The sequence below is a fragment of the Enterococcus sp. 1001283B150225_161107_E12 genome, from assembly GCF_015556925.1.
GTDB classification, from domain to species: domain Bacteria; phylum Bacillota; class Bacilli; order Lactobacillales; family Enterococcaceae; genus Enterococcus_B; species Enterococcus_B mundtii.
Map to the genome: position 1 here is coordinate 44,989 of NZ_JADNNI010000012.1, position 18,617 is coordinate 63,605.

At 39.2% G+C, this 18,617-nt stretch carries 18 protein-coding genes and 1 riboswitch; of the genes, 6 read left to right on the top strand and 12 right to left on the bottom strand.

What is annotated here, in order from left to right; translation table 11 throughout:
* Positions 1-310: 310 nt before the first annotated feature.
* Together I2F89_RS10170 and I2F89_RS10175 are read left to right on the top strand one after the other, a co-directional pair.
* Positions 311-2,026 (top strand): ABC transporter ATP-binding protein, encoded by a 1,716-nt coding sequence (locus I2F89_RS10170; protein ID WP_195514297.1) that lies wholly within the window; start codon positions 311-313, stop codon positions 2,024-2,026.
* 1 nt (position 2,027) lies between these two features.
* Positions 2,028-3,803: an ABC transporter ATP-binding protein gene (locus I2F89_RS10175; RefSeq protein WP_074800669.1), complete on the top strand. Its 1,776-nt coding sequence runs from the start codon at positions 2,028-2,030 to the stop codon at positions 3,801-3,803.
* Positions 3,804-3,880: 77 nt separating this feature from the next.
* On the opposite strand, the gene I2F89_RS10180 is transcribed toward I2F89_RS10175, so the two are convergent.
* The 4 genes from I2F89_RS10180 to I2F89_RS10195 all read right to left on the bottom strand — a co-directional run bounded on the left by I2F89_RS10180 (position 3,881) and on the right by I2F89_RS10195 (position 5,756).
* Positions 3,881-4,414 (bottom strand): folate family ECF transporter S component, encoded by a 534-nt coding sequence (locus I2F89_RS10180; RefSeq protein ID WP_071866632.1) that lies wholly within the window; start codon positions 4,412-4,414, stop codon positions 3,881-3,883.
* 36 nt (positions 4,415-4,450) lie between these two features.
* A riboswitch (THF riboswitch) is annotated at positions 4,451-4,548 on the bottom strand.
* Between the two features lie 153 nt (positions 4,549-4,701).
* Complete coding sequence (mgsA, locus tag I2F89_RS10185; RefSeq protein WP_071866633.1) at positions 4,702-5,133, bottom strand: methylglyoxal synthase; 432 nt, start codon at positions 5,131-5,133, stop codon at positions 4,702-4,704.
* Between the two features lie 62 nt (positions 5,134-5,195).
* Positions 5,196-5,522: a type II toxin-antitoxin system PemK/MazF family toxin gene (locus I2F89_RS10190; RefSeq protein ID WP_071866634.1), complete on the bottom strand. Its 327-nt coding sequence runs from the start codon at positions 5,520-5,522 to the stop codon at positions 5,196-5,198.
* Positions 5,523-5,756 (bottom strand): hypothetical protein, encoded by a 234-nt coding sequence (locus I2F89_RS10195; RefSeq protein ID WP_010736133.1) that lies wholly within the window; start codon positions 5,754-5,756, stop codon positions 5,523-5,525.
* A gap of 564 nt (positions 5,757-6,320) precedes the next feature.
* Here I2F89_RS10195 and I2F89_RS10200 point away from each other — a divergent pair.
* Positions 6,321-7,430: an ABC transporter ATP-binding protein gene (locus I2F89_RS10200; RefSeq protein ID WP_010736134.1), complete on the top strand. Its 1,110-nt coding sequence runs from the start codon at positions 6,321-6,323 to the stop codon at positions 7,428-7,430.
* A 93-nt stretch (positions 7,431-7,523) separates the two neighbouring features.
* Here I2F89_RS10200 and I2F89_RS10205 read toward each other — a convergent pair whose 3' ends face one another.
* The 5 genes from I2F89_RS10205 to I2F89_RS10225 all read right to left on the bottom strand — a co-directional run bounded on the left by I2F89_RS10205 (position 7,524) and on the right by I2F89_RS10225 (position 12,076).
* Entirely contained in the window at positions 7,524-8,150 is a 627-nt protein-coding gene (locus I2F89_RS10205) for a hypothetical protein (RefSeq protein ID WP_019722490.1), read from the bottom strand.
* A gap of 251 nt (positions 8,151-8,401) precedes the next feature.
* A complete protein-coding gene (gene rsmA / locus I2F89_RS10210) occupies positions 8,402-9,286 on the bottom strand; it encodes a 16S rRNA (adenine(1518)-N(6)/adenine(1519)-N(6))-dimethyltransferase RsmA (RefSeq protein ID WP_115357363.1) in 885 nt (294 codons plus the stop codon).
* Positions 9,279-9,848, bottom strand: coding sequence for a ribonuclease M5 (gene rnmV / locus I2F89_RS10215; protein ID WP_195514298.1), 570 nt, complete (start codon positions 9,846-9,848; stop codon positions 9,279-9,281). The genes rsmA and rnmV overlap by 8 nt, the downstream gene beginning before the upstream one ends.
* A complete protein-coding gene (locus I2F89_RS10220; protein ID WP_071866637.1) occupies positions 9,841-10,617 on the bottom strand; it encodes a TatD family hydrolase in 777 nt (258 codons plus the stop codon). The genes rnmV and I2F89_RS10220 overlap by 8 nt, the downstream gene beginning before the upstream one ends.
* Positions 10,618-10,753: 136 nt before the next feature.
* Complete coding sequence (locus tag I2F89_RS10225; protein WP_010736139.1) at positions 10,754-12,076, bottom strand: APC family permease; 1,323 nt, start codon at positions 12,074-12,076, stop codon at positions 10,754-10,756.
* Positions 12,077-12,244: 168 nt separating this feature from the next.
* Between I2F89_RS10225 and I2F89_RS10230 the strand changes: the two genes are divergently transcribed.
* A complete protein-coding gene (locus I2F89_RS10230) occupies positions 12,245-12,838 on the top strand; it encodes a hypothetical protein (protein ID WP_010736140.1) in 594 nt (197 codons plus the stop codon).
* 40 nt (positions 12,839-12,878) lie between these two features.
* Here the strand turns inward: I2F89_RS10230 and I2F89_RS10235 are convergent, their stop codons facing one another.
* Positions 12,879-13,640, bottom strand: a complete 762-nt coding sequence (locus I2F89_RS10235; RefSeq protein WP_108173440.1) for a Fic family protein — start codon at positions 13,638-13,640, stop codon at positions 12,879-12,881.
* A 340-nt stretch (positions 13,641-13,980) separates the two neighbouring features.
* On the bottom strand, positions 13,981-15,990 hold the full coding sequence (gene metG / locus I2F89_RS10240; RefSeq protein ID WP_010736142.1) for a methionine--tRNA ligase: 2,010 nt from the start codon (positions 15,988-15,990) through the stop codon (positions 13,981-13,983).
* Between the two features lie 277 nt (positions 15,991-16,267).
* Between metG and I2F89_RS15710 the strand changes: the two genes are divergently transcribed.
* Entirely contained in the window at positions 16,268-16,546 is a 279-nt protein-coding gene (locus tag I2F89_RS15710; RefSeq protein ID WP_010736143.1) for a hypothetical protein, read from the top strand.
* A gap of 91 nt (positions 16,547-16,637) precedes the next feature.
* Positions 16,638-17,459, top strand: a complete 822-nt coding sequence (locus I2F89_RS10245; RefSeq protein WP_074800652.1) for an NUDIX domain-containing protein — start codon at positions 16,638-16,640, stop codon at positions 17,457-17,459.
* A 142-nt stretch (positions 17,460-17,601) separates the two neighbouring features.
* On the opposite strand, the gene I2F89_RS10250 is transcribed toward I2F89_RS10245, so the two are convergent.
* Positions 17,602-18,609 carry an RNA-guided endonuclease TnpB family protein gene (locus I2F89_RS10250; RefSeq protein WP_074800649.1) on the bottom strand — a complete coding sequence of 336 codons (1,008 nt, stop codon included), beginning with the start codon at positions 18,607-18,609 and terminating at the stop codon, positions 17,602-17,604.
* Positions 18,610-18,617: the final 8 nt, after the last annotated feature.

Consider the following 18,617-nt stretch of genomic DNA (forward strand, 5'->3'; position numbering starts at 1 on the left):
TGGATGGTGCTTTTTTTGTAGTTATTTTTTTACGATTATGCGATTTTAGGAGGTGCAAGAGCGGCAATGTACTACGCACTATTGTGTATTTTCTTAAGTTTTACTAAAATGTGCGGATTATGAAAAGGCTTGTTCTCTTTTCATTCTAAATTTCATAAGCTACAATATGAGAGTACCTAGTTATATCATCGTTAGATTTCTCGCTGCAAGATATTTTTGTTGCTTTAAGGATATCTATTTATCATAAATCGGTTTTTTGCCGATAGACGTGCGAACAATATTGGGTAACTTGTTTTTAGGAGGAAATTATATGATTCAGTTATTGCGCTATGCGAAAGACTATCGAAAACAAATCATCCTAGGTCCTGTATTTAAATTTTTAGAAGCAGTCTTTGAATTGATTTTACCTTTACTGATGGCTTCGCTGATCGATAATGGGCTAAAAATGAACAATCGTGAAGTGATCATCAACATGGGTATCTGGATGATCGTCATGTCGGTGATTGGATTGATTTGTGCCATTATTTGTCAATATTATTCATCCATTGCCTCTCAAGGGTTTGGAACAGAACTTAGAAACCAACTCATCAAAAAAATCAACTCTTTCTCCCATAGTGAATTAAATCATTTTGGGACGGATACATTGATCACGCGCATGACCAATGATATCAATCAGCTACAACTTGCACTCGCAATGGTTATCCGTTTATTGATCCGAGCACCTTTTTTAAGTATTGGATCAGTAGTGATGGCTTTTGTGATCGACTGGCAAGTCGGGCTATTCTTCTTAGCTTTATTACCAATTTTTTCAATCATTTTATACTTTATCATCCGTAAGACGATCCCCCTCTATCAAAAAGTCCAAGAAAAGTTGGATGGTCTAAATGAGACTGTTAGCCAAAATTTAAGCGGGGTTCGTGTGATCCGAGCATTTTCACGTACTAATAAAGAAATCGAAACATTTGATGAAAACACGGATGTCTTAGCAAAAAATTATTTACGTGTTTCCAATATCTCCGCTTTGCTCTCTCCGGCAACGACATTGATCATGAATGTCGGGATCATTTGTCTATTGACTGTCGGCGGGGTCAAGGTAAATATCGGTTCCTTACAACAAGGACAAGTTTTAGCATTGATCAATTACATGAACCAAATGTTATTAGCCTTGATCGTTGTTTCCAATCTTGTCGTGATCTTTACTCGTGCAGAAGCTTCTGCTCAGCGAGTCAAAGAAGTCTTAGATACCGAAAATACCATTACAGATGCTGAGACTCCTAGTGAACCAGTCATGGATTCTGAAACAATTCTACAATTTAAAGACGTAGATTTTCGTTATACGCCAGAATCTGGTCTGTCATTACAAGGAATCAATTTCACTTTGAAACGCCAAACTGTCTTAGGGATCATTGGTCCGACCGGAAGTGGGAAGACGACATTGACACAATTGATCCCACGTTTTTATGATGTTAGTGAAGGCTCTGTGTTATTTGATGAACAAGACGTTCGTGACTGGCCATTAGATACATTACGAAGTCAGATTTCACAAGTACCACAAACGGCTGTCTTATTCACCGGTACCATTCGGGAAAATCTTCAGTGGGGAAAACCTGACGCGACAGACGCAGAGTGTTGGGAAGCTTTGGCAATTGCCCAAGCGGAAGATTTTGTTCGCCAATTACCCAAAGGATTAGATACAAGAGTCATGGAGAACGGGAAAAACTTTTCCGGAGGTCAAAAACAACGATTGACGATTGCTCGTGCATTGATCGCCAAACCTGCCTTATTGATCTTAGATGACTCCTTGAGTGCCCTTGATTATCAAACGGATCTAAACTTGCGCCAAGCACTACAAACTTCCCTTAATACAACGGTCATCATTATTTCTCAACGCATCCGTTCAATTCAACAAGCAGAGCATATCCTCGTCATGGATCAAGGGGAAATCGTGGCCCAAGGTACGCACGATACATTGCTTAGTCAATCTTCTGAGTATCGTGAAATCGTGGCATCACAGGAGGAGGAATAAAATGAAAACAAAAAAACTATCGTGGCAAACGCTCAAACGTTTTGTTCCTTATCTGACGGCCCATCCACGTGAAATTTGGTTAGCTGTCTTGTTGGGAATCGTCAATGGTGTTGCTACCGTCGTGATGACCTTACAGATCGGTCAAAGTATCGATCAAATGGTTGGTGTGGGGCAAGTCAACTTTACTCGATTAGTCCAACTTCTAGTGATGTTTGGCGGGATCGTTTTACTTAATGTCATCAGTCAATGGTTGATCCAAGTATTAAGTAACCGATTGGCTTACCTCTCTGTTGCTAATCTACGAAAAGATGCTTTTGCTCGTTTAAATCTTTTACCGTTAAGATACTATGATCAAAATTCACACGGGAATATCGTCAGCCGTTTCACAAATGATATGGACAATATCTCCATTGCGATATCAGCGGCGTTCAATCAATTATTTTCTGGAGTGGCGATCATTATCCTCTCACTGATCTTCATGCTCAGCTTGAGTCCATTATTGACACTTGTCGTCATTTGTTCGACACCAATCATTTTCTTAGTCAGCTGGTTAGTGGCACGCGCTTCTCAAAATGATTTTGATAACCAGCAAAAAATCATTGGGAATATTTCAGGTTTTGTTACAGAACGTATCGGTAATCAAAAAATCATCAAAGCGTTCCAACAAGAAGAAGTCAATCAACAGCAATTCAGTGCGTTGAATGCTGACTTATATGAGAAAGGGCAGCGCGCGCAATTCTCTTCTTCATTAACGAACCCATCTTCTCGTTTTGTCGATCACTTAGCCTATCTCTCCATTGGTTTGATTGGTGGTTTACTTGCTTTACGAAGTGATTCAACGATTACTGTCGGGATCATTTCAAGTTTTACGATCTATTCAAGTCAGTTTTCAAAACCTTTTATTGAATTATCAGGGATCACGACACAGATACAAACCGCATTTTCTGGTTTAGAACGAGCATTTGAATTGATCGATCAACCGGAAGAAACGCCAGATGAACCTTTTGCGTATCAACTTGATCCTCAAACGATCAAAGGAGAGGTCGCTTTCAAACATGTTTCTTTCTCTTATGAACCACAACAACGGTTGATCGAGAATTTCAGCTTTGTTGCCAAACCAGGTCAAACAGTGGCAATCGTTGGTAAAACGGGAGCTGGTAAATCCACATTAGTGAATTTATTGATGCGTTTTTATGATGTCAATTCTGGGACGATCACGATCGACGATTATGATATTACCCAAATCGCCCGTGATTCCCTACGCAAAAGCTTTGGCATGGTTTTACAAGATACGTGGTTATTCGACAGTACGTTACGAGAAAATTTACGTTACGGAAAACCAGACGCCAGTGATGAAGAAATCAATGAGGCCCTAAAATCAGCCTATATGTATGAATTTGTCCAACGCTTGCCACAAAAACTAGATACACGCATTGGTGGACAGGGATTAAAAATCTCCGATGGGCAGCGTCAATTACTGACGATTGCTCGTACGATGATCAGTAATCCACCTATGTTGATACTTGATGAAGCAACAAGTTCAGTGGATACATTGACAGAAAAGAAAATCCAAAATGCCTTCCTAAAAATGATGGAAGGAAAAACTAGTTTTGTGATTGCCCATCGCTTGTCCACGATCAAAAATGCTGATCAGATCCTCGTTATGGATCAAGGGGCAATCGTTGAAATGGGGACACATGATGAATTATTGAAAATCGAAGATGGTAGCTATCGTCAACTTTATCAAGCGCAATTTACTGGATCGGTTGAAAAATAGTGAACATCGAATCAGATGATTTTTCTGATCTATGCAAAAAACAAGCAGTCTTCTGGGATGGGAAGACTGCTTGTTTTTTATTTTGTATGCGTCGTTAAACTCCGCAAAATTCTTTTATATGGCATGGCGCGCCCAATCACGTAGATCATCGTCGATTGGATCGGCAACCAGATAATGGCTTTTAATAAACGTGGTCCCCAGAATACCCAGTTCATCGGTACTTGATACATGATGACCAACCATAATGGTGTCAGGATCAAGCTAACGAACACTGTCACACTGAGCGTGGCTAAGATTGCATTTTTCCAAGTGATCTCTTTGCGATAGAAAAAGAACCCATAAATCGCTCCTTCAATAAAAGCATTCAACGTGAAGCCGATGAAAAAGACAGATTTAGGAAATAATGCCATACCCACAATATCAGCTAACACAGAACCGATCCCTGTCCAAAATGGGCCAAATAAAATACCCATGATTACTTGGGGAATGAACGTTACACTGATTTTGAGTAATGGTGTTTCAAATGAAACTAAGCGAGACAACGTGACCATCAATGCGATCAGCAGTCCCATGATCGTAATCATACGAGCATCTAAACGATTTTTCTTCATTTCTAGCATCTCCTTTAAGAGCTGCTACATGTTTCATGCAGCGAATGCGAAAATAAAACCGCGAACTTACGTCCTTCGTCCTAGAGGCAACATCCCATCCTCTAAGCACTTAACGCTTTATTTTCTACTCTGTTAATAGTGGGAACTTATCCCAGACAAACTATAGCATAGAAAAGGAAGAACTGTAAATAAAAAAGCTAATATTCTACGCGAAAACGATTGCTTAGTTCGTGATGTAACAGACATTCGCCTTGATCAACTGTCTCTATCTTCATAAAACCCGAATTTTAGATCTTATTAGGAAAAGGGATCTTACTTCCTTCTTCATGAATGACTTGTCGAAATTCCAAAAATCCGGCTTCAAGCCCACGTAACAAAACTTCTGCTGTCCCAATATTTGTTGCTAAAGGAATATCATACACATCAGCCAAGCGGATCAACGCAGTGACATCAGGTTCATGAGGTTGAGCTGCTAAAGGATCACGAAGGAAAATCACTAGATCCAATTCATCTTCTGAGATCATCGCGCCAATTTGTTGGTCGCCGCCTAAAGGTCCTGAATTGAACCGATGGACCGATAATCCTGTGGCTTCTGCAATCCGCTGACCAGTTGTCCCTGTCGCGAATAGTTCATGTTGTTCAAGTATGATTTTATAAGCTGTTGTAAATTTGATCATCAACTCTTTTTTACGATCATGTGCAATCAATGCTATTTTCATCTGTCATCGCCCCTTTTTATCAGTGTAACAAATTTTTTTGTGATTTGATATTTTACAACTCCCTATACAAACATATCAAGGACTTCTAGTACATCCACCCATGTTAGAATATCACATTGTTCAATTTTTATTATGTTTCTAGCGGTGTAGTCAATTGAACGCAACTGATGTGTAACAACTTGTCCAGAAATGATTTGTGGTTCTTTGATCTTAATATATGTATCAAATTTTCTTTCAGTTGATGTGATTGGGCAAATCAAACAAAAACCAGTGTATTGGTTGAAGTTATTCTTACTTACTACCAAACCTGGTCTTCGCTTCTTTATTTCCTTTCCTCTAGCTGGATCAAAATCCAGCCATACAATATCTTTTTGCTTTGGATAATCCATTTATAGTTCCTCCCCCTCAAGGTTCATCTCATCCCACTCTTTATCTTCTTGGGTGATTGAATCTCTAAAGCCTGCCCATGCCTCTGGAGTCTTGAAAATATCTTCTTTTTTGGGCTTTAATACATATGTTTCACCTATTTTAATAATCGTATATATTTTTCCAACTTCTGGAGAAATATCTTTGGGAAAAATCGCTCCTACAGAATTTCCAATCTTTCTAACAGTCGTTTCCATTATTATCATCTCCCAGCTTATGTTAAATTGAGTTTAACTTAATTTAACATGAAAATCAAATTTTGTTTTCTTGGTTGCCTCCTTTTTTATATCTCTTAATATCTACAAAGTATTGCTCTAAGATAGTGAATACACGGTAAATCTTTGATAAATCGAGCAGTAAAAACAAAAAAAATAAATTGCCATATTGCTGGAGTTTGCTCTCATTATTGAAGGATCTGCTTCATGAACATCATTTATTCTGTTTTATAGGTGACGAGGTTGTGACAGAAGTGTTCAGCTCCGAGAAATAAGCCGAGAAACCCGAAAATTGTTTTTCAAATTTTTGGGTTTCTCGGCTTATTTCCGAAGGAGTTACTCCTGGAACACCGTTTATTCGCTTTTAAGGATAGAAACAAAAATGAATTTTATTTTTGTCTCACTTTCCACGCACTTTCCAATTATTTTGTACACATTGACGAAAGTTTCTACGAATTCTTGTTCATTGTGACATTGAATATAGATAGCGCTTTCAACTATACTAAACACATCAAATAAAAGAAAAAAGAAAGCGTGGTTTGTACGATGGTAGAAATGGCTCTGAAAAATGTATACAAGAAATATGACAATGCAGAAAACTATTCTGTTACTGACTTTAACTTGGCAATCAAAGATCGCGAATTTATCGTATTCGTTGGTCCTTCCGGTTGTGGGAAATCAACAACTCTACGAATGATCGCTGGTCTTGAAGATATTTCCGAAGGAGAATTGAATATCGGCGGTAAAGTAATGAACGATGTTGCTCCTAAAGACCGTGATATCGCGATGGTATTCCAAAACTATGCCTTATACCCTCACATGACGGTATTTGACAATATGGCGTTTGGTTTGAAATTGCGTAAATACGATAAAGCAGACATCCAACAACGTGTGGAAAATGCTGCGGAGATCCTTGGTTTGACTGAATACTTAAAACGTAAACCTGCTGCTCTTTCAGGAGGTCAACGTCAGCGTGTCGCTTTAGGTCGTGCCATCGTACGTGATGCGAAAGTCTTCTTAATGGATGAGCCATTGTCAAACTTGGATGCCAAACTACGTGTAGCCATGCGTGCCGAAATCGCGAAGTTGCATCAACGCTTAGAAACAACAACCATTTACGTTACCCATGACCAAACAGAAGCGATGACAATGGCAGACCGCATCGTCATCATGAAAGATGGATTTATCCAACAAATCGGTTCACCGAAAGAAGTTTATGACACACCAGTCAACATGTTCGTTGCTGGTTTCATTGGTTCACCTGCCATGAACTTTTTCAATGTAAAATTAAGCCAAGGCGTTATCTCAGATGGTCATGGACTAAAATTGAGAATCCCTGAAGGTAAAAATAAAGTGCTAGTTGAAAAAGGTTATGAAGGCAAAGAACTTGTCTTTGGTATCCGTCCAGAAGATATCCATAGTGAACAAGTTGTCTTGGATGCCTCACCAGAAACTGTTGTCAATTCAGAAGTCGTTGTATCTGAATTACTTGGTGCAGAAACCATGCTTTATACTCGCACTGGAACAACTGAGTTCATTTCAAAAGTTGACGCGCGTGACTTCCATAAACCAGGAGAAATGATCGACCTTGCCTTCAATATCAACAAAGGCCATTTCTTTGATAAAGATACAGAAGATGTCATCACGATCCCATAAACGAAACAGAACTTGATGATACGTAAAAGACCCATCGATCGTACGATCTTGGGTCTTTTTTGGGTTATTTTTCAGTCTTTATTTGTGGGATGGCTACACGACTTTTTTGATCGTTCCTTGTACGATCTCTTTCTTTTGCTGTTTCTTGGCAGCAGTGAAAACTGGCACATCAAAGAATTTACTCAATGTTCCGGCAATGAAGTAAGCGATATTGTAATCCACCAAACTATGGATCAAGCCACCGATCCCCATCAAGATGAATACGGTATAGAAGTAGCCTTCTGCATAGTATGTTTCCGGCATATTCCCAATGAAGAAGAACACACTCACCACTAGCATTTCGATGATCGAGTGGATCACGCCGATCAATAAGTTAAACCCTTGAAAACGCCAGTTCATTAATGTGAATTGCCCGTCTTTTAAGACGATCCCTGGTTTTTTTTGTAAATACCATGCACCGATTAGAGCGAATACCAAATGAGACAATGCACGAAGCGCAATAATCACAGGTGTCGTCAAGAAGAAACCAAATGTTGTACCTAGCGCCACTGCAACAGCTACACCGGGTGAAAAAAACATTGCGATAAATAATGGCACATGTGAAGCTAGTGTAAATGAAGCAGGCGGAATTACGATCTTAGGCATGATCATCGGAATAAGAACGCCCATCCCGATCAATAAAGCGGAAATTGTCAATTTTCTTACAGAATTTGTTTTCATTTTTTTACTCCCTTGATGTGTCTTGACACATTTGTTTTGACCTATTGTACCGCTAACTTTCTAATGTGTCAAGACACATAAAGAGAAACAGAACATCTGAAATGCCACCCTCTCTAAAATCGAATAATTTGATCTTGGACCATATGTCCTAAAATAGTCAGGCACCACTTGAAGAATACCCAAAATGGTTTTCTCAAGTGATGCCTTCATGCTTAGAGCGAAAAGACTTTTTCAGCCTTCTATTTCTCATTTTATTTTTTTAGATATTCCATGGCATTGCTCAAAGCAGCAAATTCTCCTAAAGAAAGTGTTTCTCCTCGTCTTTTCGGATCGATTCCTGCCTCCGTTAGACTTGCGGTTAACCAACTTTTTGTTTCTTCGTCTTTCCCATAGGCATGTTGCAAATTATTCCATAAAGTTTTTCTACGCTGTTGAAACGCAGCCTTTGTCAGACGGAAAAAGGCTTTTTCATCCGTTACGGAAACTGCTGGTGTTGCGCGTCTTGTCAATTTCAAGATGGCTGAATCCACGTTTGGTTGTGGTACAAATACTGTTTTTGGCACAATAAACGCCAAACTTGCTTCCATATAATATTGCACAGCAATCGATAAAGAGCCATATGCTTTTGTTCCGGGTTTAGCTGAAATACGATCAGCTACTTCTTTTTGCATCATCACGATCATTTCGTCAACCACTACGTCTGATTCAAGAAAGTGCATCATGATTGGTGTCGTAATATAATAAGGCAAATTAGCCACCACTTTCAATGGTAACTGCTCGTTGAATTGAGTATTGACTGCTTCTGCCAAATCAGTTTTCAAAATATCTTGGTGGATGACTGTGACATTCGGATATGGTGAAAGGGTATCTGCCAAGACAGGAATCAATCGATCGTCGATTTCAAATGCGACTACTTGTTTGGCATGACGCGCGATTTGCTCTGTTAATGCACCAATTCCTGGTCCTACTTCAATGACATTAGTCTGCTGATCGATTTGACCAGTTTCAATGATTTTCCGAAGGATATTCGGCTCTGTCAAAAAGTTTTGTCCTAAGCTCTTTTTAAAGGAGAAGCCGTGCTTCAATAAAATTTCTTTTGTTCTAGTGGGTGTTGCAATATCCCGATATTCACTCATAATGATCCTCCACTTTTTTCATTGCCTGCTTAAACTCAGCTAACGTAATTCGGAACATGTTCAACCGTTTTTCCAATTGTTTTCCGTTTGTATAGCCAATGCGTAATTCATCGCCTAGCATCTCACGCTTTTCTTTTGCTTGTGGTCCGACAATCAATCCATACGCAACAAGCATTTGTCTAGTGATCTCTGGTACTTGGGTCTCATCATCGACTGGCGTAACGACCTTTTTCAACGCTTCTAATATCGCTTCGTCACTCGCATGTTCGACTCCTAAGCTTCCCTTTTTTTTCGGTACAGCTTGGTTCCTTGGCAAAAATGCATGTTTTGCTTGTGGTACCACTTCCATGATTGTTTTACGAATCTTCTCACCTGAGAAATCTGGGTCCGTAAAAATAATGATTCCCCTAGTTTCCTGTGCATGTTCGATCTGCATCAAGATTTCTTCATTGATCGCTGAACCAATCGTTTCTATCGTGTCGGCTTCAACCACTTCTTGTAGCCTTCTCGTATCGTCTTTCCCTTCGACAACAATGATTTCTTGGATCTTTAACTTAGTCATGCTCTGATAATCCAAATAAACGATGGGCATTTTTCCATGTTTGTGCCGCTACTTCTTCCATTGGTAGTTGACGAAGTTCAGCGATCTTTTCGACTGTGTAACGAGTATACCCTGGTTCATTTCTTTTTCCTCGATAGGGCATTGGCGCTAAATATGGAGCATCCGTTTCCACTAATAGACGATCCAATGGAACGTTTGTCGCTGCTTCTTGCACATCTAACGCCTTTTTGAAAGTGACGACACCACTGAAAGAAATGTGCATCCCTAAATCAAGGAAACGTTGTGCCCATTCATAATCACCACTAAAGCTGTGCATGATCCCACCAATGTCGCGAATGTCCTCTTCTTTTAAAACCTTATAAGTATCTTCCAATGCTTCTCTCGTATGGATACTAATTGGTAAGTTCATCTCTTTAGCGATGGCGATCTGTCTTCTAAAAATTTTATCTTGGACTTCTTTTGGATCTTCCATCCAATAATAATCCAGTCCGATTTCCCCTAAAGCAACCACTTTTGGTAAAGTCAATTGTTCTTGAAGTTTATTTTCGATTTCTTTCGTATAGCTACCAGCTTCGGTAGGATGCCAACCAATGATGCTATAAATGTTTGGGTAATCTTGACTAAGCATCAAGGACTTTTCGATCGTCGGTGTATCAAAGCCTACGACGGCCATTTTAGTCACACCTAGTTCTTCTGCACGCTGGATCGTTTCAGGAATGTCATCATTGAATTGTTCCGCGTTCAAATGAGTATGAGAATCAAATATCATCTTTATCTCTCCTTTTCATTCATTACTTTAGCATATAAGCAGGCGTTAAAGAAGTCTCAAAGACTAAAAAACATGAGATATCGTACAAAGAAAGACAAGAAATGACTTGATTCACTTCTTGTCTTTTCATTATCAGTTAGTTACTTTCAGTTTGTCTTTTTTTGTAGTAGAACACAGGTACACCTAATAATGTGACTAAGATTCCGATCAATGCCAAATTCGTTTGTGTGATCAGTGTCATCCCTAAAATAAAGATGGCTCCTAAAATCGCAATGATCGGTATCACAGGATACAATGGTACTTTATATGGACGAGGCATCTCTGGTGCTTTCTTTCTTAAAATAAATACGCCAATAAAAATCAATAAACTAAATAGCCACATGACAAAAATCAACATATCTGTCAGAAAATCAAATGAACCCAAGCTCATCATTATACATGCAATCGCTAGTTGGAACAATGCAGGTACATAAGGAACGGTGAATTTTTTTGAGAGCTTTGTCAACTGGTTACTGAACGGCAACTCATTTTCTAATGCCATTGCATATGGGACACGAATCCCAGTCAACGTATAACCATTCAGTGCGCCGTAGACAGAGATCAAAATACCGATCGTAACGATTTTCCCTCCTAGTTCACCGAAGATGACCGCTGACGCATCCGATGAAGCATTCAAGTTCCCAGCAATTTGATCAATCGGTAATGTTTTTAAAAAGACGAAGTTGATCAATAGATAAACGAATGTCACAAAACTCAATCCTAAAATAATCGCTTTTGGTAGATCCTTTTCTGGACGTTTCATTTCTCCAGCCATGGCTCCGACACCTAACCAGCCATCGTAAGCGAAAAGTGTCGCCAACAAAGCACCACTAAGTCCTTCTGCCCATGAAACACCTTGTCCGGCTTCTACTGGAAATAATTGAACAGTACCCTGTCCTGGTGTCAGAAGCCCCCAAATAATGATCACTGCAATTGGGATCAACTTGACTACCAATGTAATCGATTGAACGTACGCACCAACTTTGGTCCCTAACAGATTCAATCCAGTGATAGAAAGTGCTGTAATAATAGCAATCACTAATAAATAATCAGGAGATAGCTGTAAGAGATTGATCAGCTGTGTTGCAAAGATGATCGATAATGCCGCAATGTTGGCTGGAAAGTAAATCAAACTTTGTGCCCAGCCTAACAAAAAACTTGGTAACTTACCGTAAGCTGCTTCAATATACTTGACCGCTCCACCTGTTTCAGGAATGGCAGTGGCTAATTCAGCGACTGTTAGCCCCGCACAGATCGTTAAGAATCCCCCTAACAACCACGCGAGTAACGTCAAACTTGTTGATTGTGTACTTGCCACTACCGCTGCTGTTTTAAAAAAGACGCCGGCGCCGATCACAGTTCCCATTACTGTGGATAATGCACCAAACAAATTGATCTCGCGTTTTAATTTCCCCTTCATCCTCTTCCTCATTTCGTATTTCTTTTTTATTTTTTTCAGTATAACCGAGAACTTTTCATTTTACCATTCTTTTCAGAAATTTGTAGTGAAAATATCCCTCTAAAGACGGATGTATTCTTGTCTTGCTTCTTATAGAATGAAGCTACTTGAAATGTAAGGAGGTACCCTATGGATTTTCAATCGATCGATCCAAAACTAGCATCTTATCTAAAAGATAAAGGTACTACTTTCTTTCCACAAAAAGAACAAAAACAATCCAAGCTACATTGGTTATTGTTGATTTTATTTGGCTGGTTGACGATTGCAACATTGACACAGCAATTGCTATTGATGGCTGGTTTTCTTCTCATTGCCGCCTTGATCAAAGGGCCTGGGATGTTGTTGTGGGGAATCGTCTATTCCTTTCTCGTCGGCTTGTTTCCGCCCATTGCTTTTTTACTATCGGTCATCTTTTTACTATTGAATGTTCAAACGATCGTCAAAAATTGGCGCGTCACGATGGTCGGGATTTTTTTCTACGGCTATCCTTTAGCTATGAACGCCTTGCGCCACTTGACTGATTGGGATACAAGATGGTTCTTTGCGATCAGCTTGCTCCTAGGGCTGGTGATCCTTCACTCGCTATTGACCAAGATTTATGCACGTTACGGCAATAGCCGCCTGATTGCTTGGTATATTCTATGTATTCCATTTTCAATCGTCGCAGCATTATTGCCAACGAAAGTCAAACAACGGCTAAAACTAAAAAAAGTCGGACGATGATTATCATCGCTCGACTTTTTTATTTATCTATAAAGCTATTTTATTGATGAACCGATCCTGTGAATTTCATTTTTTTTAAAAACTGTTCATACATATCTTGACTCATACCTAAAGTATTAAGTAAATAACCATTCTCGGTTCCCCAATTACTTAAACCTCTGTAGTAGAACTCACGATGGACATCTTTGATCACGAAAGGCATGATATTGTGCCTCAAGCATTCTTTGAACATGATCAAACGTCCCGTACGTCCGTTGCCATCTGCAAATGGGTGGATGCGTTCATATTTCACATGAAAATCTGCAATTTCAACTAAGCTTTGTTTTTTTGAGTTCTCATAGTGAGCAAGTAATTCCGTCATTTTTTCAGTTACTTCCTCGGGTGCTGTGGTTTCAACCTCATCATAACCAAAACCAATCATATTTTGAACAAGTTTAAATTCTCCGACAGGTGTTAGCGGATTGTTTTCATCAGTTGTTCCTCGTTTCAAAATTCGATGTAGTTCTTTGATAAAATCATTCGATAACGGTTCTTCGATATGATCGATCACGTAATCGAAACCTTTGAAATGATTTTCTGTTTCTTTGATATCATCTAGTTTCGTTGCCTCGCCACTTTCAGCAGGAGGGAGAATATTATTTTCAAATATTAAGGCGGTTTGCTTCTCAGAAATTCTCGACCCTTCTATTCGATTGGAGTTATACGCCATTTCTACTTGCGTCAAATGGTAAATTCCGCCATGCAGATTTGCTTTTTTTTCCAGTACAAATCGGGTAACTAAATCTAACTCAGCCACATTCATCTTTCGTCTCCTTCCAATAGATAGCATAGTTATCCTATTTCTTATCAAGCGCTAGCTAAGCCAATGACCTGCTCATTCGGCTTGGATCGTTTACTTACTCACTTTTCTTTCTTATTGTAACATGAATGAATGGTTTAATACTGCAGTTCCAAAAAATTTGTCACTCAATCAAAGTTATAAAAAAGCCGAGGAGATTCGTCCTTTCGTACCCCCTAAAAACAAATAAACGGTGTTCGCACAACCTCGTTAGTTTTATTTTTATAGATCCACGAAAAGTAAGCCTATCAAAAAAGAACTATTCTAAGCTTATTTGCTTAGAATAGTTCTTAATAGTCATTGATTAGCCAACTTCAGAACCGTTTGGCATACCTTTTGGTGCTTCGATCACTTGTAATGAACCATCAGCTGCTTCTGCTGAAAGGATCATTCCTTGACTGATCAGCCCGCGCATTTTGCGTGGTTTCAAGTTAGCAACGATCACTAATTTTTTGCCGATCAATTCACTTGGATCAGGATAAAATTCGGCAATACCAGACAAGATTTGACGGTCTTGGTCATCTCCTGCATCTAGACGGAATTGCAATAATTTATCTGCCCCTTCGACTTTTTGGCAATTGATGACTTCTGCTACTTTTAATTCGACTTTTTCAAATACATCGAACTTGATTTGTTTTTCTTTGGTCGAAACAAGCTCTGTTTCTTCTGGGTCCCATTTGACAGAGTCCTCATTTGTTTGAGTACCTTCTGACATTTTTGCTTGGATATACGCAATTTCTTCTTCCAGCTCTAGGCGTGGGAAAATCGGTGTACCTTTTGCAACGACTTTTGTCCCAGATGGGAATTCACCGAAGTGTAATCCTTCAAGGTTCATCGTCTCGGCATCCAACCCTAATTGATTGAAGATTTTAGTTGGTGTTTCTGTCATGATCGGTTGCAAGAGGATCGCAGTGATACGTAGCGATTCAGCTAAATGGATCATCACGCTCTCTAACTCTTTTTTCTTCTCTTCGTCTTTTGCTAAGACCCAAGGTTCTGTTTCATCGATATATTTGTTGGCACGAGAAATCAATACCCAGATTTCAGCTAATGCAGTGTTGAATTCCATTTTTTCCATTGCATCATGATAACGACCTACCACATTCGCAGCAGTTGTTGATAGCTCACTGTCAAACGGTGTCACTAATGACGCATAGTCAGGAACCATGCCATCACAATATTTATTGATCATTGCAATCGTTCGATTCAAGAGATTCCCTAAGTCGTTCGCCAAATCGTAGTTCACACGTGACACAAAGTCTTCTGGTGTAAATACGCCATCTGAACCAAATGGTACTGCACGCAATAAGTAATAACGCAAAGCATCTAAGCCATAGCGTTCAACAAGCATTTCTGGATAAACGACATTACCTTTCGATTTAGACATCTTGCCGTCTTTCATCAATAACCAGCCATGTCCAAAGACTTTCTTCGGCAATGGGATATCTAATGCCATCAACATGATCGGCCAATAGATCGTATGGAACCGAACGATTTCTTTTCCAACCATATGGACATCTGCAGGCCAATATTTCTGGAATAATTGATCGTCCTCTGAACCGTAACCTAGTGCGGTGATGTAGTTCGACAACGCATCGATCCAGACATACACTACATGTTTCGGATCATTTTTGACATTGATTCCCCAGCTGAACGTCGTCCGTGAAACTGCTAGATCTTCTAAACCAGGTTTGATGAAGTTATTGATCATCTCATTTTTACGTGATTCAGGTTGGATAAACTCTGGGTGTTCTTCGTAGTATTCCAACAAGCGATCTGCATACTTACTCATACGGAAGAAATAAGACTCTTCCTTGACTAGCTCGACTTCATGACCACTTGGCGCTTTCCCACCGATCACTTTGCCGTCTTCATCTTTGTATACTTCTGCAAGTTGAGTTTCTGTAAAGAATTCCTCATCTGAGACAGAATACCAACCTTCATATTCACCTAAGTAAATATCGCCTTGTTCAAGCAAACGATCAAAGATTTTTTGAACTGCTGCTTTATGATAATCATCAGTTGTGCGAATGAATTTATCGTAGCTGATATCTAATGTTTTCCACAGTTTTTTGACATCTGCAGCCATTTTGTCTACATATTCCTGTGGCTCTACGCCTAATTCTTCTGCTTTTTTCTCGATTTTCTGTCCGTGTTCATCTACCCCAGTTAGATAAAACACATCAAAGCCCATCAAACGTTTATAACGTGCAACAGCATCACATGCAATCGTTGTATAAGAATTGCCAATGTGCAGTTTGCCACTTGGATAATAGATGGGCGTAGTGATATAAAAAGTTTCCTTTTCTGCCATGGGGTACTTCCTCCTTTATCGCATGGTGCGAATTCGTTTCCTTGCTAGTATACCATAAAATGAATACGCTGTTAGCTTTTTTTGATAACTCCCGAAATGTAAAGATGTCCTTTCCCTTCAAGAAAACATTTATAAAGAACCTACGTTATCGTGATGATCCACTTCATTCTCTACCCACACTCTCACTCCTTTTTCTTCAGGATCATCTACTCTCTCATTTTTACTTTACAAACATGCTATAATAAGCAATATCATATAAGAAAAGGTTTTGAGACTAATGACAAAAAAACACAAACGAATGATTATCAGCATTGCTTTACTTTCTCTCATCCATTTATTATTTAGTTTTTACTATTTACATCTGTATGGTTATTTCAATTTGCATGGACAATTAAATACGTTTCTTTTGCTCACTTTGATCCTTCGAGTGATCCTAGCAGGGTATATCGTCCTCTGTGGCTTTTTCGCGATTCGAGAAGAAAAACAGAAGCTTCTCCCTTTTTATTTGCTTTTCTTCCTATTTAATCTACTCTTACCGTTTCTTTTTCAACTCTGAGTTCGATTTATTTGTCTAGAAATCTTTGGTTTTCAGGGAGATTCTGCTACAATAAAGTAAAAAGTACCTTAACATCACAGGAGGTGAGAAAGTGGAACATTTTCATTCAAAAGAAGAAGAAAAAACATATTATGAACAAAAGGCCTCTGAAACTGATTTCTTATCTTGGTACCAAGACCAAGAACGTCCTGAATATGAAAAACCTTCCTTGACAGTCGATATCGTTTTACTCTGCTACAACAAAGAAGAAGATCAATTAAAAGTTTTACTTATCCAACGTAAAAGCCATCCTTACCGAAATTCTTGGGCACTTCCCGGAGGATTCGTCCAAAAAAACGAATCCACAGGTGCCAGCGTCTTGCGAGAAACAAAAGAAGAAACAGGCGTCATCATATCCGAAGAAAACATTGAACAACTGCATACCTTCAGTACACCGAATCGTGATCCTCGTGGCTGGGTCGTGACAGTCAGCTATCTCGCCTTTATCGGTGAAGAACCTTTGATCGCTGGAGATGATGCCAAAGAAGTGCAGTGGTTTTCACTTGAACGCAATGCAAACAAACTGCATCTATCGAGTGGGGATGTAGCAATCACTCTGGACTTGACGACGAGCGAGTCTTCTGGCAAAGACACATTAGCCTTTGACCATAGCGAGATCATTGTCAAAGCCTTCAACCGTGTCGTCAATAAAATGGAACATGAACCGCAAGTGCTTCAAGTTCTAGGAAAAGACTTCACGATCACTGAAGCACGCAAAGTATTCGCTAAATTCTTAGGGATCGATTTTAAAATGATCGATCATTCCAATTTCAAAAAAGCCATGTTACAATACTTCGATGAAATCGGTGAACGCCCTGTCGGTATCGGACGTCCCTCAAAGATCTATCAATTAAAACCTGGACATACAGAATAAAAAGAGGTGAAGGGCATGAATGCTCTTCTCCTCTTTTTTGGTTTGTCATAATTAGTGAGCTTCTCTGAAAGAAATTCCTAGAAACAAAAACAATAGATGTTTTTTATTAGCAAGGCGAACCCTGGCGCCCCTACCAGTTTTTTTATTCAAAAAGGACTTGCTTCCCGATTTCAACTAATTCCAGACTCTTTTTGTTTGTGGAAGGATTTGTTTGTTCTTTCATATCGATCAATACTAACTTTTTGCTATACCATTGCGATTTATATTGGAGCTTTGCTAATAGCTTGTGCCAGTCTTGGATAGAAAAATCACCTTCCGGACAATCTGCTGAAATCGATTCGACAAACAAATAATCATAATGACGGATCACCGTTCCTGAAATTTGTTCCAAATAGTCTTCTCGTTGAAATTTTTGTTTTAAATAAAGGTCTTTGATTTTCCTTTTTTGCTTTTGATAATTTTTTACTCTTTCAACGTGTGTTCGTCGATGCTGTGCTGATCGTCCTTTGATCACAAGCTTTCTCTTTGCCCGCAGGAGCTGTTGATCCACTTGTTTGAATTTAGGGATCGTGATGTCAAGCGGTGTGGACATCTCCACTAGACGATCTGGATCATAGGCTATCCCGATCCATTTATTTGACGCTTTCATCGTCTTTTGGGGAACTTCACAGAGCAAGGAGACATAAAAGATCTCGTTGTATCGAGATGAGATCGTTGCTGAACGAATCGTTCCTTCAATCGGACGATGTGCATGGATGCGAATTTTCTCTTTTAGCTTTGGCAATTTGAGGTATGTTTCTTCTAAATAGATTGTTCCTTTTTGATTATTCGTCGTATACGACTGCCAAATACTTTTTTTATTTTTTAGTTTGGGGAAGCTTGCGCGTCCTTTAAAATAATTACGAAATGCACGATCCAAGTTTAATTGGGCATTTGCTAAGGCTAAACTATCGACTTCCTTTAAAAACGGATATTGCTTTTTTAAAGAAGCTGGTGTCAGCGTATAATCGATCTCTTGTGTTTCTAAATAATACGCCTGTCTGGCTTTTAATAAATGATTGTAAGTGAAACGCACACAACCAAATGTTTGGATCAACCACTGTTTTTGTGAATCAGTGGGATAGATTCGAAATTTAAAGGCTTTTAGCATCGGCTTCT

Bases quoted from the DNA above. Each gene is read 5' to 3' on its own strand.
- I2F89_RS10170 (WP_195514297.1), top strand. From the start codon at position 311: ATGATTCAGTTATTGCGCTATGCGAAAGACTATCGAAAACAAATCATC.
- I2F89_RS10175 (WP_074800669.1), top strand. From the start codon at position 2,028: ATGAAAACAAAAAAACTATCGTGGCAAACGCTCAAACGTTTTGTTCCT.
- I2F89_RS10180 (WP_071866632.1), bottom strand. From the start codon at position 4,414: ATGAAGAAAAATCGTTTAGATGCTCGTATGATTACGATCATGGGACTG.
- mgsA (WP_071866633.1), bottom strand. From the start codon at position 5,133: ATGAAAATAGCATTGATTGCACATGATCGTAAAAAAGAGTTGATGATC.
- I2F89_RS10190 (WP_071866634.1), bottom strand. From the start codon at position 5,522: ATGGATTATCCAAAGCAAAAAGATATTGTATGGCTGGATTTTGATCCA.
- I2F89_RS10195 (WP_010736133.1), bottom strand. From the start codon at position 5,756: ATGGAAACGACTGTTAGAAAGATTGGAAATTCTGTAGGAGCGATTTTT.
- I2F89_RS10200 (WP_010736134.1), top strand. From the start codon at position 6,321: ATGGTAGAAATGGCTCTGAAAAATGTATACAAGAAATATGACAATGCA.
- I2F89_RS10205 (WP_019722490.1), bottom strand. From the start codon at position 8,150: ATGAAAACAAATTCTGTAAGAAAATTGACAATTTCCGCTTTATTGATC.
- rsmA (WP_115357363.1), bottom strand. From the start codon at position 9,286: ATGAGTGAATATCGGGATATTGCAACACCCACTAGAACAAAAGAAATT.
- rnmV (WP_195514298.1), bottom strand. From the start codon at position 9,848: ATGACTAAGTTAAAGATCCAAGAAATCATTGTTGTCGAAGGGAAAGAC.
- I2F89_RS10220 (WP_071866637.1), bottom strand. From the start codon at position 10,617: ATGATATTTGATTCTCATACTCATTTGAACGCGGAACAATTCAATGAT.
- I2F89_RS10225 (WP_010736139.1), bottom strand. From the start codon at position 12,076: ATGAAGGGGAAATTAAAACGCGAGATCAATTTGTTTGGTGCATTATCC.
- I2F89_RS10230 (WP_010736140.1), top strand. From the start codon at position 12,245: ATGGATTTTCAATCGATCGATCCAAAACTAGCATCTTATCTAAAAGAT.
- I2F89_RS10235 (WP_108173440.1), bottom strand. From the start codon at position 13,640: ATGAATGTGGCTGAGTTAGATTTAGTTACCCGATTTGTACTGGAAAAA.
- metG (WP_010736142.1), bottom strand. From the start codon at position 15,990: ATGGCAGAAAAGGAAACTTTTTATATCACTACGCCCATCTATTATCCA.
- I2F89_RS15710 (WP_010736143.1), top strand. From the start codon at position 16,268: ATGACAAAAAAACACAAACGAATGATTATCAGCATTGCTTTACTTTCT.
- I2F89_RS10250 (WP_074800649.1), bottom strand. From the start codon at position 18,609: ATGCTAAAAGCCTTTAAATTTCGAATCTATCCCACTGATTCACAAAAA.